The organism is Actinosynnema sp. NPDC004786, assembly GCF_053601135.1.
Window position 1 is genome coordinate 59,718 of record NZ_JBSGBG010000020.1, and the last position, 15,292, is coordinate 75,009.

At 74.6% G+C, this 15,292-nt stretch carries 19 protein-coding genes; 11 read left to right on the forward strand and 8 right to left on the reverse strand.

Annotated features, from left to right (window positions below):
* Positions 1 to 42 precede the first annotated feature (42 nt).
* The 5 genes from ACWEFJ_RS19700 to ACWEFJ_RS19720 form a co-directional block, all read right to left on the reverse strand.
* Positions 43 to 432 (reverse strand): DUF3037 domain-containing protein, encoded by a 390-nt coding sequence (locus ACWEFJ_RS19700; RefSeq protein WP_378085387.1) that lies wholly within the window; start codon positions 430 to 432, stop codon positions 43 to 45.
* Positions 416 to 1,210 (reverse strand): HipA family kinase, encoded by a 795-nt coding sequence (locus ACWEFJ_RS19705; RefSeq protein WP_449714601.1) that lies wholly within the window; start codon positions 1,208 to 1,210, stop codon positions 416 to 418. Before ACWEFJ_RS19705 ends, ACWEFJ_RS19700 begins: the two co-directional genes overlap by 17 nt.
* 109 nt (positions 1,211 to 1,319) lie before the next feature.
* Positions 1,320 to 2,072 carry an SGNH/GDSL hydrolase family protein gene (locus ACWEFJ_RS19710; protein WP_378085383.1) on the reverse strand — a complete coding sequence of 251 codons (753 nt, stop codon included), beginning with the start codon at positions 2,070 to 2,072 and terminating at the stop codon, positions 1,320 to 1,322.
* A 56-nt stretch (positions 2,073 to 2,128) separates the two neighbouring features.
* Positions 2,129 to 3,217, reverse strand: coding sequence for a lactonase family protein (locus ACWEFJ_RS19715; protein WP_449714602.1), 1,089 nt, complete (start codon positions 3,215 to 3,217; stop codon positions 2,129 to 2,131).
* 143 nt (positions 3,218 to 3,360) lie between these two features.
* The gene (locus ACWEFJ_RS19720) at positions 3,361 to 4,230 is read right to left on the reverse strand and encodes a PPK2 family polyphosphate kinase (RefSeq protein WP_449714603.1); all 870 of its coding nucleotides are present in this window, start codon (positions 4,228 to 4,230) and stop codon (positions 3,361 to 3,363) included.
* Positions 4,231 to 4,371: 141 nt separating this feature from the next.
* Here ACWEFJ_RS19720 and rocD point away from each other — a divergent pair, with 141 nt between their 5' ends.
* From rocD to ACWEFJ_RS19735, 3 genes are all read left to right on the forward strand, one after another.
* Positions 4,372 to 5,613, forward strand: coding sequence for an ornithine--oxo-acid transaminase (gene rocD / locus ACWEFJ_RS19725; protein WP_449714604.1), 1,242 nt, complete (start codon positions 4,372 to 4,374; stop codon positions 5,611 to 5,613).
* 63 nt (positions 5,614 to 5,676) lie between these two features.
* Entirely contained in the window at positions 5,677 to 7,050 is a 1,374-nt protein-coding gene (locus ACWEFJ_RS19730; RefSeq protein ID WP_449714605.1) for a DUF2252 domain-containing protein, read from the forward strand.
* 103 nt (positions 7,051 to 7,153) lie between these two features.
* Positions 7,154 to 7,888: a histidine phosphatase family protein gene (locus ACWEFJ_RS19735; RefSeq protein WP_378085372.1), complete on the forward strand. Its 735-nt coding sequence runs from the start codon at positions 7,154 to 7,156 to the stop codon at positions 7,886 to 7,888.
* A gap of 37 nt (positions 7,889 to 7,925) precedes the next feature.
* Here ACWEFJ_RS19735 and ACWEFJ_RS19740 read toward each other — a convergent pair whose 3' ends face one another.
* The 3 genes from ACWEFJ_RS19740 to zapE form a co-directional block, all read right to left on the reverse strand.
* The gene (locus ACWEFJ_RS19740; protein WP_449714606.1) at positions 7,926 to 9,545 is read right to left on the reverse strand and encodes an ABC-F family ATP-binding cassette domain-containing protein; all 1,620 of its coding nucleotides are present in this window, start codon (positions 9,543 to 9,545) and stop codon (positions 7,926 to 7,928) included.
* A 183-nt stretch (positions 9,546 to 9,728) separates the two neighbouring features.
* Positions 9,729 to 9,971 carry a DUF3040 domain-containing protein gene (locus ACWEFJ_RS19745; RefSeq protein ID WP_449714607.1) on the reverse strand — a complete coding sequence of 81 codons (243 nt, stop codon included), beginning with the start codon at positions 9,969 to 9,971 and terminating at the stop codon, positions 9,729 to 9,731.
* Positions 9,972 to 10,038: 67 nt separating this feature from the next.
* Positions 10,039 to 11,049, reverse strand: coding sequence for a cell division protein ZapE (zapE, locus tag ACWEFJ_RS19750; RefSeq protein WP_378085366.1), 1,011 nt, complete (start codon positions 11,047 to 11,049; stop codon positions 10,039 to 10,041).
* Between the two features lie 39 nt (positions 11,050 to 11,088).
* On the opposite strand from zapE, the gene ACWEFJ_RS19755 reads away from it, so the two are divergent.
* The 8 genes from ACWEFJ_RS19755 to ACWEFJ_RS19790 are packed head-to-tail and all read left to right on the forward strand — an operon-like array spanning position 11,089 to position 15,267.
* On the forward strand, positions 11,089 to 11,862 hold the full coding sequence (locus ACWEFJ_RS19755; protein ID WP_378085410.1) for a pyrimidine reductase family protein: 774 nt from the start codon (positions 11,089 to 11,091) through the stop codon (positions 11,860 to 11,862).
* Between the two features lie 53 nt (positions 11,863 to 11,915).
* On the forward strand, positions 11,916 to 12,365 hold the full coding sequence (locus ACWEFJ_RS19760) for an Asp23/Gls24 family envelope stress response protein (RefSeq protein ID WP_378085364.1): 450 nt from the start codon (positions 11,916 to 11,918) through the stop codon (positions 12,363 to 12,365).
* A 5-nt stretch (positions 12,366 to 12,370) separates the two neighbouring features.
* Entirely contained in the window at positions 12,371 to 12,625 is a 255-nt protein-coding gene (locus ACWEFJ_RS19765; protein ID WP_378085362.1) for a hypothetical protein, read from the forward strand.
* A complete protein-coding gene (locus ACWEFJ_RS19770) occupies positions 12,622 to 12,798 on the forward strand; it encodes a hypothetical protein (RefSeq protein ID WP_378085360.1) in 177 nt (58 codons plus the stop codon). The genes ACWEFJ_RS19765 and ACWEFJ_RS19770 overlap by 4 nt, the downstream gene beginning before the upstream one ends.
* Entirely contained in the window at positions 12,795 to 13,106 is a 312-nt protein-coding gene (locus ACWEFJ_RS19775; protein ID WP_378085358.1) for an Asp23/Gls24 family envelope stress response protein, read from the forward strand. Before ACWEFJ_RS19770 ends, ACWEFJ_RS19775 begins: the two co-directional genes overlap by 4 nt.
* Complete coding sequence (locus ACWEFJ_RS19780; protein ID WP_378085356.1) at positions 13,107 to 13,637, forward strand: DUF6286 domain-containing protein; 531 nt, start codon at positions 13,107 to 13,109, stop codon at positions 13,635 to 13,637.
* The gene (locus tag ACWEFJ_RS19785) at positions 13,634 to 14,167 is read left to right on the forward strand and encodes an alkaline shock response membrane anchor protein AmaP (RefSeq protein ID WP_449714608.1); all 534 of its coding nucleotides are present in this window, start codon (positions 13,634 to 13,636) and stop codon (positions 14,165 to 14,167) included. Before ACWEFJ_RS19780 ends, ACWEFJ_RS19785 begins: the two co-directional genes overlap by 4 nt.
* Before the next feature lie 26 nt (positions 14,168 to 14,193).
* Complete coding sequence (locus ACWEFJ_RS19790; RefSeq protein ID WP_378085352.1) at positions 14,194 to 15,267, forward strand: ATP-dependent DNA ligase; 1,074 nt, start codon at positions 14,194 to 14,196, stop codon at positions 15,265 to 15,267.
* Positions 15,268 to 15,292: the final 25 nt, after the last annotated feature.

Here is a 15,292-nt window from a genome sequence, read left to right on the forward strand (position 1 = left end):
TCGCACACCCAAGGACGCGGGGCGCGGCGAGAGGTTGCCACCTTAGTGGTCGGGCGGCAGCACGAGTGCGGCGAGCAGGCGGTCCAGCTCGGCCCGCGGGTCGTCGGTGAGACCGGTGTGCGCGGGCGAGGTCTGGATGATCGTGCTGCGCGGCGCGGTGAGCCAGCGGAACCGCTGCCCGGCCGACGTGCGGGACACCGGACCGGCCTTGGGCGCGCCGTCGCACGACAGCCCCAGGTGCTCCAGGTGGGCGCGCAGCACCTCGACGTCCAGGAACGGGTCGAGGGCCAGCACGCGGCGCTCGTCCACGTGCACGCGGGCGCCGAGGAAGTCCAGGTCCTTGCAGTAGACGAGCACCCCGACGTTGACGAACTCGCCGCGTTCCTGCCGCGGCACGGCGCGCAGCAGCGCGTACTCAAACACGTGCGGCACGGGCGGCCTCCAGAGCGTCGACCCAGGTCCGCGGCGCGGCCAGGCGGGCGGTGAAGAACGACTCGTACGCCTCGCGCACGGCCTCGGGTGTGGCGAACGCCTCGTCCTGCGCCAGCCACGGGTCCGGCACCAGCGCCAGCACCTCGCGCACCAGTTCGGGCGTGACGCGGGCGGACAGCTCGGCGTCGACCTCGGCGAGGTCGCCCGCGAACGGCAGCATCAGGTGGTCGGCCGCGTCGAACCGGTAGGTCGCCGCCGGGAACCGCTCCGGCCGCCAGGAGTGGTGGAAGTACAGGGAGGCGCCGTGGTCGATCAGCCACAGCTCGCGGTGCCACAGCAGCGTGTTCGGGTTGCGCCAGCTCCGGTCGACGTTCAGCGTGAGCGCGTCCAGCCACAGCAGCCGGGTCGCGGTCTCGGCGGACGGCTCGCGCACGACCGGGTTGTAGTCGAACGAGCCGGGCAGGTAGTCGAGGCCCAGGTTGAGCCCGCCGCTGGCCTTGAGCAGCTCCTGCACCTCCTGGTCGGGCTCGGCCCGGCCCAGCTCCGGGTCCAGCTCGACCAGCACGATCTCGGGCACGCGGAAGCCGAGGCGGCGGGCCAGTTCGCCGACCACGATCTCGGCGATCAGCGCCTTCACGCCCTGGCCCGCGCCGCGGAACTTGAGCACGTACATGCCGAGGTCGTCGGCCTCGACGAGCCCGGGTAGGGAGCCGCCCTCCCGGAAGGGCGTGACGTAGCGGGTGGCCGCGACCTGGCGCAGCCCGGTGGGTGAACTCACCGCGTCATTTTGCCGCTGCTCCGCAGACGGCGGCGAGGTCGCCTGGCCTCGCGGGGCGGGAGCCGTGCGCGAAGCGGTCGGAGTCAGTGAGGTGCCTGGCCAGGGTGGGTCAGGTGGCTTGGGTGTTGGTGGCGCTGTCCAGGGTGCGGAGGTAGCCGGATTCCTGGCCGTCGCGGTTCGGGTGGTAGGAGCGGTCGGTGGCGGACAGGACGACGCCGTTGATCCACGGGCGTTGGGCGCACACGCCGTGGCCTTCGAACACGCCGCGGACGTCGCCGTACTCGAAGCCGGCGGCCTTCGCTCGGTCGGCGATCACCTCGGACATCACGTCGGCGGCCCGGTTGATCGCCTTCCGCTTGGCGCTGGTCATCAGGCACAGCGTCTCGAAGGAGAAGATCCGCGGGTAGCCGAGCACGACGACGTCGGCCGAGGTGCGTTCGCGCACCGCGCCGTACACCGCGTCCAGGCGGCCGGGCAGCTCGCCGCGGATGAAGCCCTCGGCCTGGTCGACCCGGCGCACGCACTCGTCGTCGGTGCTCAGGGTGCACTTGGTCATCACCTCGCCGAACCCGGCGTCGTTGCCGCCCACCGTGATGGTGACCAGGGTGGTGGCGGGCGTGATGCGCTCGGCCTGGCGGACGACGTCGGTGGTGACGGCGCCGGAGCAGGCGGCGAACACCAGCGACGCGTCGTGTCGTTCCGCCCACAGCACGGGGTAGGCGTGCGGGCTGCGCCGGCACTCGTCGGAGGACTCGTCGCCCGCGCCGAGGCCCGCCGCGTAGGAGTCACCCAACGCGACGAGCTCCGGCGCGACCGGGGCCGGGGCCAGGGCCATCAGCAACGCGATCGCGATCATCTTCATGCGGTCGTCGTACCACTGTGGACGGTCCCGGCGGCCGAAAGTCAGCCCGTCGGGTGTTACCTCGTCAGGGCGACGCACACCGGGACGGGCGCGGCGGACGTGCTCGTGCGCCGCAGCTTCCCGGTGGTCCGGTCGACCGCGAACGTGGTGACGGAGTCGGAGTTCTGGTTGGCCGCGAGCAGGAACCGGCCGTCCGGCGCGAGCGCGAGGTGCCGGGGGAACTTCCCGCCCACGGGGGTGGTCTCGACCAGGCGCAACGCCGCGCCGCCGCGCTCGACGGCGAACACGGCCACGCTGTCGTGGCCCCGGTTGGACAGGTAGGCGAACCGGCCGTCGCGGGACAGGAGGATCTCGGCCGGGTGGTTGCGGGGCGTGGTCGGCGCGCCGGGCGGCAGGGTGGACACCTTGGGGCCGGGGGTGAGGACGCCCCGGTCGTAGGTCGCGACCACGATCGTGGAGTCCAGTTCGTTGGCGATGTAGGCGTACTTCCCGGACGGGTGGAACGCGAGGTGACGGGGGCCCGCGCCGGGGTGCAGGCGGGCGACGCCCGCCGGGGTGAGCCGGCCCGCGTCGGTGAGCCGGTAGGTGTGCACGGAGTCCGTGCCGAGGTCGACGGCCAGCACGAACGCGCCGGTCGGGTCGGGCAGCACCTGGTGCGCGTGCGGGCCCTCCTGCCGGTCCGGGTCGGGGCCCGCGCCGCGGTGCGCGACCAGGTCCGTGCGGTCGCCGAGGCCGCCGTCGGGCAGCACGGGGTGCACGGCCACGCTGCCGGAGCCGTAGTTGGCCGACAGCAGGAACCCGCGGTGCAGCGCCAGGTGGCACGGGTCCGCGCCGCCGGTGCTCCGGCTGCCGATGACCTTCGGCACGCCGTCGGGGCCGACGGCCAGCGCGGTCACCTCGCCGTCGGCCTGTTCGTTGACGGTGTAGACCCGCCGCCCGGCGTCGATCACGAACGACGGGTTCGGCACGTCCGGCACGACGCCGGTGACGCGCAGCGCGCCCGTGGCCGGGTCGTAGGCGGCGAGCCCGAGGCCCGTGCCACCGCCCGGCCAGGACGTGTAGGTGCCCAGGTAGGCGCGGACCTCCGCCCGGTCGCGGTCGTCCTCGGCTCCGGGCCCGTCCGCCCGGCCGACACCCTCGGTCATCAGCATCCCCGTTCCCACGCCAACGGCTCCCAGGAACCGCCGCCTGTCCACAACCACACCGAACCTCCGCTCGACCCGCCCGCGGCGGTCCCACAGTGGCCTGGACCACGGCGGTCAAGCAAGAGGCGCAACGTTAATTGCGTCTAGCGCAACGGGTCGGCGTCGCGGAGCCGTGCCAACTCGACCGCCGGATCGTACGAGGGTTGCGGGTAGGCGGGCGCGAGGCCGCGCAGCGCCTCCAGCAGCAGCCTCGCCACCACCCAGTTGCGGTACCACTTGCGGTCCGAGGGCACGGCGAACCAGGGCGCGGCCGGGGTCGAGCACTTCACCAGGGCGTCCCGGTAGGCGACCTGGTAGCGGGAGAACTTGCCCCGCGCGTCCAGGTCGGCGGGGTTGTACTTCCAGCGCTTGAGCGGGTCCTCCAGGCGGGCGATGAGCCGGTCGCGCTGCCGTTCCGGGGAGATGTGCAGGAAGCACTTGACGATCGTCACGCCCTCGTCGGCCAGCTCCCGCTCGAACGCGTTGATCCGCCGGTACCGCCGCTGCCACTCGGTCGCCGGCACGAGGTTGTCCACCCGCGCGACCAGCACGTCCTCGTAGTGCGAGCGGTCGAACACGCCGATGTGGCCGGGCGGGGGCACCTGGCGGCGGATCCGCCACAGGAAGTCGTGCCGCAGCTCGGCCCGGGTGGGCTTCTTGAACGAGGCGATGCGCAGGCCCTGCGGGTTGACCAGGCCCGCGACGTGCCGGATCGTGCCGCCCTTGCCGGAGGTGTCCATGCCCTGGAGCACGAGCAGCACCCGCCGCGTGCCGCCGCCCACGCCCTCCGCGTACAACGCCTCCTGGAGGCGGTCCAGCTCCTCGCCGACCACCGCCAGGTCCCGCGCCGCCGCGGCCTTCGAGCGCGGCCCGACCGGCGTCGCGGCCGGGTCGACCCCGGCGAGGTCGAAGGACTCGGGGTCCACCCGAAAGGCGTCCGACACCGACTGGACCCGCGGGGACTTCTCGGCCATCGTCGGAGGGTAACGCCCCGCCCGGGACCATGGCGCCGCCACAACGGATCGCCGCGAAACCGCCCGATTGCGCAACGAACATGCCGGACACGCAATGCCTGACGGATGAAATCGCCGGCAGGAGCCCCTTAGCCTGGTGACATGACCGCCCTCGCTTCGTTCCCCGCCGGGCACGCCCCGACGTCCGATCAGTTCATCGCGCTCGACGACGAATGGAGCACGCACAACTACCACCCGCTGCCGGTCGTGCTGTCGCACGGCGAGGGCGCGTGGGTGACCGACGTCGAGGGCCGCCGGTACCTCGACTTCCTGTCCGGCTACTCGTCGCTGAACTTCGGGCACCGCCACCCGGACCTGGTGGCCGCCGCGGTCGGGCAGCTCGGCCGGCTCACGCTGACCAGCCGCGCGTTCCACCACGACCAGTTCGGCCCGTTCTGCCGCGAGCTGGCGGAGCTGACCGGCACCGAGATGGTGCTCGCGATGAACTCCGGCGCGGAGGCGGTCGAGTCGGCGATCAAGGTCGCCCGCAAGTGGGCGTACCGGGTGAAGGGCGTGCCGGACGGCGCGGCGGAGATCGTGGTCGCCGGGTCGAACTTCCACGGCCGCACCACCACGATCGTGTCGTTCTCCACCGACGACGCCGCGCGGGCCGACTTCGGGCCGTTCACGCCGGGGTTCACGGTCGTGGAGTACGGGTCGCTGGACGCGGTGCGCGCGGCGATCACCGAGCGGACGGCGGCCGTGCTGCTGGAGCCGATCCAGGGCGAGGCGGGCGTGGTCGTGCCGCCGGCGGGCTACCTGGCCGGGGTGCGGGCGCTGTGCGACGAGCACGGCGTGCTGCTGATCGCGGACGAGATCCAGTCGGGCCTGGGCCGCACCGGCGAGCTGCTGGCGCTGGACCACGAGGGCGTGCGGGCCGACCTCTACACGCTGGGCAAGGCGTTGGGCGGCGGGATCGTGCCGGTGTCGGCGGTGGTGGGCAGCCGCGCGGTGCTGGGCGTGCTGCGGCCCGGCGAGCACGGGTCGACGTTCGGCGGCAACCCGCTGGCGTGCGCGGTCGGCCGGGCCGTGGTGCGACTGCTGGCGACCGGCGAGTTCCAGCAGCGGTCCCGCGAGCTGGGCGCGCACCTGCACGCGCGGCTGGGCGAGCTGGTAGGGCGCGGGGTGGCCGAGGTGCGCGGGCGCGGGCTGTGGGCCGGCGTGGAGATCGCGTCGGGCGGTCCGCGCGGGCGCGCGGCGTCGGAGGCGCTGGCGGCGCTGGGCGTGCTGTGCAAGGAGACGCACGACACGACGCTGCGCGTCGCTCCCCCGCTGGTGATCACGCGGGAGGAGCTGGACCACGGCATCGACGCGCTCGGCGAGGTGCTGACCACGGACCGTTAACGCAGGTCACAGACGTGTGGCGGGACACGTATCCGGCGGGGTCCGGCAGGCATCCTTACCCGCATGGGTGAACGCAAGCGGGCCGAGGCGGCCGTCGCGCTGGGACGGTGGGTCGAGCCCGGGGAGGTCGTGGCGCGCGGTCGGGAGCTGCGGGCCGCGGTCGGCCACGAGGCGCACCGGGAGTTGGCGCTCGCGCCGGACCGGCCGTCCGTGGTCGAGTTCGTGCACGCCTCGAACGAGGGCCGGCTGCCCGGCCTGGTGCCGTTGCGGGTCGGCCGGATGCTCGCCTCGCCGTTCGCGTTCTTCCGCGGCAGCGCCGGGCTGATGGCGGGCGACCTGGCGGTCGGGGCGCGCAGCGGGCTCCAGGCGCAGCTCTGCGGCGACGCGCACGCCGCGAACTTCGGCCTCTACGGCACGCCCGAGGGGCGGATCGTCATGGACGTCAACGACTTCGACGAGACCCTGCCCGGACCGTGGGAGTGGGACCTCAAGCGGCTGGCGACGTCGCTGGTGCTGGCGGGCCGGGAGGGCGGCGTGTCGGACAAGGGCTGCCGCGACGCGGCGTCCGACGCGGTGCGCGCCTACCGCGGCGCGGCCCGGCGGCTGGCGGAGATGCCGTTCCTGGACTCGTGGAGCGCGCTCGGCGACGAGTCGGTGCTGTCCAAGGCCAAGGCGGACGACCTGTCGGACGACTTCGCCAGGGCCGCGGCCAAGGCGCGCCGCAACACCAGCGCCCGGGTCGCGGCGAAGTGGACGCGCCGCGAGGGCGAGCACATCCGGTTCGTGCCGGACCCGCCCGTGCTGTCCCGGATCCCCGCGGAGGAGGCGCGGTCGGTCGTCGCCGCGCTGCCGTCCTATGTGGACACGTTGCGCGAGTCGCGGTACAACCTGATCATGCGCTACAGCGTGTCGGACGTGGCGTTCCGCGTGGTCGGCACGGGCAGCGTGGGCCTGCGCAACTACCTCGTGCTGCTGCACGGCAACGGCGACGAGGCGCTGGTGCTCCAGGTGAAGGAGGCGCGGCCGTCGGCGCTGGCGCCGTTCCTGGGCACGGGCCCGGTCAAGCACGAGGGCAAGCGGATCGTGCACGGCGCGCGGCTGGTGCAGGCGGAGACCGACATCCTGCTCGGTTGGACCACGATCGACCGGCGGCACTACATCGTCCGGCAGTTCCGCAACCGCAAGGGCGAGATCGACGCGACCACGCTGAAGCGGGACGCCCTGGACGACTACGGCCGGCTCGCGGGCGCGCTGCTGGCCCGCGCGCACAGCCGGTCGCTGGACCCGCGGCTGCTGGCCGGGTACTGCGCGGGCGGCGAGGAGCTGGACTCCGCGATCGCCCGCTACGCGCTGGACTACGCCGACCGCACGTGCGCCGACCACGAGGAGCTGGTCGCCGCGGTCGGGTCGGGCCGGCTGCCCGCCGAGCGCGAATGACCCGTCCCGCCACCGGGTCGTGGGCGTCCGCGAGGAGGGTGTACCGCGTCCGGGTGAACACCAGGCGGTGCCGGGGCGGCGGCGGAGGGCTAAGTTGGTTCGGGTGGACTCCGTTGGGCTGGACTGGATCGGGCTGATCAGGCACGGGGAGAGCACCGGGAACGTGGCGCGGGAGGCCGCGGAGTCGGCCGGCCACGACGTCATCGACCTGGCGCGGCGCGACGCGGACGTGCCGCTGTCGGGCGAGGGGCTGCGGCAGGGCCGCGCGCTCGGCCGGTGGTTCGCGGCGCTGCCCCGGGAGCAGTGGCCGGACCTGGTGGTGTGCTCCCCGTACAAGAGGGCGATCGACACCGCGCGGCTGGCGCTGGGCACGCACCCCCGGGCGCGGGTGGACGAGCGGCTGCGGGACCGGGAGCTGGGCGTGCTGGACCTGCTGACCACGCACGGCGTGGCGCGGCGACACCCCGAGGAGCGGGAGCGGGAGCGGCGGCTGGGCAAGTTCTACTACCGGCCGCCGGGCGGCGAGTCGTGGGCGGACGTGGCGTTGCGGCTGCGGTCGCTGCTGCGCGACCTCGACGGCCGCCGGGTGCTGCTGTTCGGGCACGAGCTGCAGGTCCACCTGCTGCGCTACCTGCTGGAGGCCCTGCCGGAGCCGGACCTGGCGGCGTTCGCGCGCAACTCGGCGGTGCCCAACGCCTCGCTCACGTCGTGGCGGCGCGAGGACGGCGCGTGGGTGCTGGAGCGCGAGTGCGAGACGGCCCACCTGCTCGAGCAGGGCGTCGAGCCGACACGGCCCCGCGACGCGGCCACCAGGACACCGGAGCCGAGCGGCCGGTAGCCGGCCCGCACGCGACGGCGACGGCGACGGCCGGCCCCTACCTGGCCCGCTTCACCCGCGTCTCGTCCCACACCGGCTCGTCCACCTCGACCACCTCGCCGTCGGAGCGGAACAGCAGGAACCGGTCGAAGCCGCGGGCGAACCAGCGGTCGTGGGTGACCGCCACGACGGTGCCGGTGAACCCCTCCAGCGCCTCCTGCAACGCCTCGGCCGAGTTCAGGTCGAGGTTGTCGGTCGGCTCGTCCAGCAGCAGCAGCGTCGCGCCGGACAGCTCCAGCAGCAGCACCTGGAACCGCGCCTGCTGCCCGCCGGACAGCGTCTCGAACCGCTGGTCGCCCTGCTTGCCGAGCCCGTACCGGCTGAGCACGGCCATCGCCGCGCCGCGGTCGCGGCCCGCGCGGCCGTCCTCGCCGTGCCACAGGATGTCGACCAGCGTGCGGCCGATCCACTCCGGGTGCTGGTGGGTCTGCGCGAACAGGCCGGGCACGACTCGCGCGCCGAGCCGGCACACGCCGGTGTGCGCGACGTCGCCGCCGCCGAGCAGCCGCAGGAAGTGGCTCTTGCCGGAGCCGTTCGAGCCCAGCACGGCCACCCTGTCCTCGAAGAACACCTCCACGTCGAACGGTTTCATCAGGCCGGTCAGCTCGAGGTTCCGGCACGTGACGGCCCGCACGCCGGTGCGGCCGCCGCGCAGCCGCGGCGCGACCTTCTCGTCGGTCGGCAGCTCGGGCGGCGGCCCGGCCTCCTCGAACCGCTCCAGCTTCGCCCGCATGACCCGGTACTTCGCGGCCATCACCTCGCTGATCCGGGCCTGGACCTGGAGGGTGCGGACCAGCTCCTTGAGGTGGTCGTGCTCCTCGTTCCAGCGCCGGTGCAGCTCGGCGAGGCGGTCGATCCGGGCGGCGCGGGCGGCGTGCCAGGTGCCGAACGAGCCCGCGTGCGTCCACGCCGTGCGCGCCTCCACCGTGACGACGTGCGTGGCGGCGACGTCGAGCAGCTCCCGGTCGTGGCTGACCAGCAGCACGGCCTTGCCGGTCTCGCGCAGCCGGTCCTCCAGCCACCGCTTGCCCGGCACGTCGAGGTAGTTGTCCGGCTCGTCCAGCAGCAGCACCTGCTCCGGCCCGCGCAGCAGCGCTTCCAGGACCAGCCGCTTCTGCTCGCCGCCGGACAGGGTGCGCACCTCGCGGAACCGGGCCCGGTCGAACGGCACGCCCAGCGCGGCGACCGTCACCGTGTCCCACAGCACCTCGGCGTCGTAGCCGCCGACCTCGCCCCACGCGGTGATCGCGTCGGCGTAGCGCATCTGGGTCGGCTCGTCGTCGGTCTCCATGAGCCGCAGCTCGACCTCGTCCAGCGCGCGGGCGGCGTCGCGCAGCGGCGCCGGCGAGGCGGCCAGCAACAGGTCGCGGACGGTGCTGTCGTCCCGGACCGAGCCGACGAACTGCGGCATCACGCCCAGCCCGCCCTGCACGCGGACGCTGCCCGCGGCGGGCGCCAGCTCGTTCGACAGGATGCGCAGCAGCGTGGTCTTGCCGACGCCGTTCGCGCCGACCAGGGCGACCACGGTGTTCGCGCCGACCTTGAACGACACGTCGCGGAACAGCTCACGGCCGTCGGGCAGGCGGAAGGCGAGGCCGTTCGCGTCCAGGAATCCCACCCGCGCATGGTGGGCGATGACCGGCGCCCGTGGCCAGCGGATTACGCCGGACCCCCGATCCGCCCGCGGATGAGCACGCGGCGGTCGACGGGTCCGGCGGGAACGGCTACGCCGTGACGGCGTGCGCGGGCAGCCGCACGGCCCGGGTGGGCCCCGCTCGCCGCGGACCGTGCGGGAGCACGCTCAACGCCACGTGTAGCCCCGCATCAGCAGGACGAGCGCGCCGAACCCCAGGGAGGCCAGGGCGGGGCCGAACGCGCCGAGGAACAACAGGATCACGCCCAACGCCGTGAAGGTGGCCACGATGGCGTAGTTGAGCACCGGGTGCCGGGGCTTCCCGGCGACGAGCGCCGAGGCCAGGCCCGGCTCCTCGTCCGCGAGTCTGCTCTCGATCTCACTGAGGGTGCGGCGTTCCGCTTCGCTCATCACGGCCGAGGGATACCCGACGGCCCCCGGGCAAAACCACCCCCGCACAGGGGTTGACCAGGTAAGATCAACGCGAGAGGGCGACCAGCCGGGATACCGCCCGGAGGTACTTCTTGCGGTACCCGCCGCGCAGCATCTCGGCCGTGAACAGCTCCGAGAGCGGCTCCCCGGACACCGCCACCGGGATGTCCCGGTCGTAGAGCCGGTCGCCGAGCGCGACGAGCCGCAGCGCCACCGCCTGGTCGGGCGCGGGCCGCACGTGGCGCAGGTGCACCGCGGTCACCCCGTCCACGAGCCGGCCGTAGCCGGACGGGTGGATGCGGGCCAGCGCGGCGCACAGGTCGCCGAAGTCGTCCAGCGTGCCGCCCGGCGTGCCCTGCGCCTTGGCCACCAGGTCCTCGTCGGGCAGCGGCGGCGGGGCGTCCGGCAGGCCGCGGTGGCGGTAGTCGGGCCCGTCGACCCGGACCACGGTGAACTTCGCCGACATCGACTGGATCTCGCGCAGGAAGTCCGCGGCGGCGAACCGGCCCTCGCCGAGCTTGTCGGGCAGCGTGTTCGACGTCGCCGCGACCGCCACGCCCGCCGCGGTCAGCTCCTTGATCAGGCGGGTGACCAGCATCGTGTCGCCGGGGTCGTCCAGCTCGAACTCGTCGATCGCGAGCAGCCGGTGCGTCGACAGCCGGCGCACCGTCTCGCCGAAGCCGAGCGCGCCCACCAGGTTGGTCAGCTCGACGAACGTGCCGTAGGACTTCGGGCCGGGCACGGCGTGCCACAGCGAGGCCAGCAGGTGGGTCTTGCCGACGCCGAAGCCGCCGTCGAGGTAGAGGCCGGGCTTGGCGTCGTCCCGGGACGACCGCCTGAACAGCCGGCCGAGCACGCCCCGGCCGCCGCCCTCGGACACCCGTTCGGCGAACTCGCGGCACGCCCGCACCGCGGCCTCCTGGCTCGGCTCGTCCGGGTTGGGCAGGTAGGTGTCGAAGCGGACCCCGTCGAACCGCGGCGGGGGGACCATCGCGTCCACCAGCTCGTCCGCGGCGACGTGCGGGGTTCGGTCGGACAGGCGCGGAGGGGCGGACATGACCGGATCGTAACGGCGTGCTGGGATGTGGCGGTGCGGATGTTGTGGCCACCACGTGACGGCGAGATCACCGACGACGAGCTGGAGCGGCTCTACGACTACCCCCGGGACCTGGACCGGCCCTGGGTGCAGGTCAACTTCGTGTCCAGCGTGGACGGTGCGGTGTCGGTGGCCGGCCGGTCCGAGGGGCTGGGCAACGACGCCGACCGCAAGGTGTTCATGCTCGGCCGCGACCTGTGCGACGTGGTGCTGGTCGGCGCGGGCACGGTCCTGGTCGAGGGCTACCAGGGCGTCAAGGCGGGCGAGGTGCGCGCGTCGCGGCGGGCCAGGCTGGGGCTCGCGCCCGTGCCGCCGATCGCGGTGGTGACCGGCCGCTGCTCCATCGCGCCGACGTCCCCGCTGCTGACCGGCACCTCCGTGCCGCCGATCATCCTCACCACGCGGGCCGCGCCGAAGGAGCGGCGCGACGCGCTGGCGGCGGCCGGCGCGGACGTGGTCGTGGCCGGCGAGGAGACCGTGGCCATGGACCTCGCGCTGGCGGCGCTGGACGAGCGCGGGCTGCGCCGGGTCGACTGCGAGGGCGGGCCGCACGTGTTCGGCGCGCTGATCGACGCCGACCTGGTGGACGTGCTGTGCGTGACGTTCTCGCCGCTGCTCGCGGGCGGTGACGCCGGGCGGATCGCGGTCGGGCCGCTGCCGCCGGCGCCGCGGTCGTTGGCGCTGGACTCCGTGCTGCACCACGAGAGCGCGCTCCTCCTGCGGTACCGGAAGGTGACGCCTGATCCGGTGACACAGAGCACATCGCCGGCCTGATCCCGATACGGTCCGCACCCGAACGGACACGCACCGATTCGGGAGGCTTCGCCGTGGCTGAGAACACCGCCGTCAAGCCGGACACCGGCGCCGCGCGCCCGGCCGGCGACACCGAGCAGGGCCGGACCACGATCGCGTCGTCGGTCGTGCAGAAGGTCGCGGGCATCGCGGCGCGGGAGATCTCCGGCGTGCACGCCGTCGGCGGCGGCGTGTCGCGGGCGTTCGGCGCGCTGCGCGAGCGGATCCCCGGCGCGGGCACGGCGAGCACCGCCGGCGTGGCCGTCGAGGTGGGCGAGAAGCAGGCCGCGGTCGACCTGGACATCATCGTGGAGTACGGCGCGAGCATCGTGGACCTCGCGCGGGCCGTGCGGCGCAACGTGATCGGGCAGGTCGAGCGGATGACCGGGCTGGAGGTCATCGAGGTGAACATCGCGGTCAACGACATCCACCTGCCCGAGGACGACGAGGAGAACCAGCCGACGACCGGGTCGCGGGTCGAGTGACGGACGTGGCGGAGGACGTCGAGGCGGCCGTGCTGGCCCACCCGGACGTGGCGCGGCTGGACGGCGCGATCGCCTCCTACCTGCCGGGGCGGCGCGTGGACGGGGTCCGGGTCGGCGACCGGGTGGAGCTGGCCGTGGTGCTGCGCCCCGACCGGCCGGTCGGCGAGGTGGTGTCGGAGCTGCGGGCGCTGGTGGCGGGGGTGGCGGGCGCCGCGCCGGTGGACGTCGTGGTGGCCGACCTGGAGTGGGAGTGCACATGAGCGCAACGCAGACCGGCCTGCTCGCGGGGCTCGTCCTGGGCGTGGCCGCGACCGGCGGGTTCACCGCGTTCCTGGTGACCCTGGCCGTCGGCGTGATCGGGCTGGTCGTCGGCCGGGTCCTCGACGGGCGGCTCGACCTGGGCGACCTGCTCGGCCGGGGCCGCGACAAGTGACCCGGGCCGAGGACGCGCGGGGCGCGCTGGAGATTCACCCGACCGTGGTGCGGAAGGTGGCCGCGCACGCGATCCGGCTGGTGCCGGGCGCGGAGCCGAGCGCGGCGGTGAAGGTCGGCGAGGACGAGCGCGACCTGGAGCTGGTGGTGCGGCTGGCGCTGCGCTACCCGGCGCCGGTCCGCGCCGCCGCCGCGGACGTCCGGCGGCGCGTCACCGAGGAGGTCGAGCGGATCACCGGCCACCGGGTCCGTTCGGTCGCCGTGACGGTGTCCGCGCTGCGCGCCGACACCCGGCCGCGGGTGGTGTAGGTGCGGGTCCTGCTGCGCGTGGTGTCGCCGTTGCTCGGGCTGGCGCTGGCCGCCGCGGGCGTGGTGGTGGTCGTCGCCGTCGCCCGGCACTGGGCCGGGCCCGCCTGGCCGGACCGGCCGGCCTGGCTGACGCCGCCGTCCTGGCCGGACTGGTCGTGGGCCGACCGGCCGGTGCTGCCGATCGGCGCGGGCCTGGCGCTCGGCGGGCTGGTGCTGCTGCTCCTGGCGGTGCGGGCGGGGGTGTCGCAGGTGCCGTTGGACGACCCGGCCGACGACGTGCGGGTGGTGACGACGCCCGCGTCCCTGGCCCGCGTGGTCGGGCACCGGGTGCGGGCCGAGGAGGGCGTGGCCGACGCGTCGGTGACCGCGTCGCGGCGCCGGGTGCGGGTCCGGGCGACCAGCCGGACGCACGACGAGGCGACGTTGCGGCCCCGGCTGCTGGAGGTGGCCGAGGCCGCCGTCGCGGACCTGCCGCTGCCCACGCGGCCGAAGGTGTCGGTCGTCGTCCTGTCGCCGAAGGACCGCCCGTGAACCGCTCGAACCGCGTCGAACGGGTGTTGGCGGGCGTGCTCGGCGCGCTCGCGCTGCTGGTCGGCGGCGCGGCCGTGGTGCTGCACCGCTTCGCCGTGGACCGGCCGGTGCTCGACCCGGTGGTGCTCGACTGGGCGCGCCGCCACCTGCTGCCCGTCCGGCTCGGGCTGCTCGCGCTCGGCGTGCTGGCCGTGGTCCTCGGGCTGTGGTGGGCGTGGCGCGCGATCCGCCCGGAACGGCACCCGGACGTGCTGCTGGACGACGTCGTCGTCACCGCCAAGGCGCTCGCGGCGGCGGTGCGGGCCGACGCCGAGCAGGTCGCCGGCGTGACCGGGGCGAAGGTGGCGGTGGTGGGCACGCCCGCGTTGCGGCTGCGGCTCACCCTGCGGCACGGCGCGGACCTCGCCCGCGCGTGGCGGGAGCTGGACGACCGGGTGCTGGCCCGCGCGCGGGCCGCGCTCGGCGTCGAGGCGCTGCCGACGGCGGTGCGGCTCGATCTGGCCAAGAGGGAGCGCCATCGCGTGCGGTAGCCCGCGCCACCAGGCAGGATGGCCGGGTGGCGCTCCCGTTGACCCCTCCCGTGCAGCCGATGCTGGCCACCGCGGTGGACACCATCCCGACCGGCGCGGACCTCGTGTTCGAGCCGAAGTGGGACGGCTACCGCTGCCTGGTGTTCCGCGACGGCGACGAGGTGTTCCTCCAGTCCCGCAGCGGCAAGCCGCTCAACCGGTACTTCCCGGAGGCGGAGGCCGCGCTGCGGCGCACGCTGCCGCCCCGGATCGTGGTGGACGGCGAGCTGGTGGTGGCCAAGGACGGCAAGCTGGACTTCGACGCGCTGTCCGAGCGCATCCACCCGGCGGAGAGCCGCGTGCGGCTGCTGGCCGAGCAGACGCCCGCCGGGTTCGTGGCGTTCGACGTGCTGGCCGTGGGCGACGACCTGCTGCTGGAGCGGCCCTGCACCGAGCGCCGGGCGACGCTGGAAACCCTGGTCACGCCCGGCGACGGCCTCTACCTCACGCCCGCGACCACCGACGGCGGCCTGGCCGCGCAGTGGTTCGAGCTGTTCGAGGGCGCGGGCCTGGACGGCGTCATCGGCAAGCCGGCCGGCGGGTGGTACACGCCCGGCAAGCGCACCATGGTCAAGGTCAAGCACGCCCGCACCGCCGACTGCGTGGTGGCGGGCCTGCGCTGGCACAAGGACACCGAGCCCGGCACGGCGGTCGGCTCCCTGCTGCTCGGCCTGCACGACGACGCGGGCGTGCTGCACCACGTCGGCGTGGTGGGCTCGTTCAAGGCGGCCGAGCGGCGGGCGCTGGCCGCGGAGCTGGCGGACCTGATCACCTCCGACGACCACCCGTGGCTGGTGGAGCCGGACGGCCGCCGCCTGCCCGGCGAGATCAACCGGTGGCGCGGCAAGCACGCCGACTGGGTGCCGCTGCGGCCGGAGCGGGTGCTGGAGATCGCCTACTCGCAGACCGAGGGCGGCGCGCCCGCCCGGCTGCGCCACAACGGCCAGTTCCGCCGGTGGCGGCCCGACCGGGACCCGGCGTCGTGCCGCTACGACCAGCTCGACCAGCCCGCGCGCTACGACGTGGAATCGGTGCTGCGCGGCGAAGTCCGCCCCGCGTGACCGCCCGGGTCGGTACCGTCGTCGG

What these genes read in the sequence shown, in the direction of transcription:
- ACWEFJ_RS19710 (WP_378085383.1), bottom strand. Translation starts at nt 2,072, where the DNA reads ATGAAGATGATCGCGATCGCGTTGCTGATGGCCCTGGCCCCGGCCCCG.
- ACWEFJ_RS19715 (WP_449714602.1), bottom strand. Translation starts at nt 3,217, where the DNA reads ATGACCGAGGGTGTCGGCCGGGCGGACGGGCCCGGAGCCGAGGACGAC.
- ACWEFJ_RS19720 (WP_449714603.1), bottom strand. Translation starts at nt 4,230, where the DNA reads ATGGCCGAGAAGTCCCCGCGGGTCCAGTCGGTGTCGGACGCCTTTCGG.
- rocD (WP_449714604.1), top strand. Translation starts at nt 4,372, where the DNA reads ATGACCGCCCTCGCTTCGTTCCCCGCCGGGCACGCCCCGACGTCCGAT.
- ACWEFJ_RS19730 (WP_449714605.1), top strand. Translation starts at nt 5,677, where the DNA reads ATGGGTGAACGCAAGCGGGCCGAGGCGGCCGTCGCGCTGGGACGGTGG.
- ACWEFJ_RS19745 (WP_449714607.1), bottom strand. Translation starts at nt 9,971, where the DNA reads ATGAGCGAAGCGGAACGCCGCACCCTCAGTGAGATCGAGAGCAGACTC.
- zapE (WP_378085366.1), bottom strand. Translation starts at nt 11,049, where the DNA reads ATGTCCGCCCCTCCGCGCCTGTCCGACCGAACCCCGCACGTCGCCGCG.
- ACWEFJ_RS19755 (WP_378085410.1), top strand. Translation starts at nt 11,089, where the DNA reads ATGTTGTGGCCACCACGTGACGGCGAGATCACCGACGACGAGCTGGAG.
- ACWEFJ_RS19770 (WP_378085360.1), top strand. Translation starts at nt 12,622, where the DNA reads ATGAGCGCAACGCAGACCGGCCTGCTCGCGGGGCTCGTCCTGGGCGTG.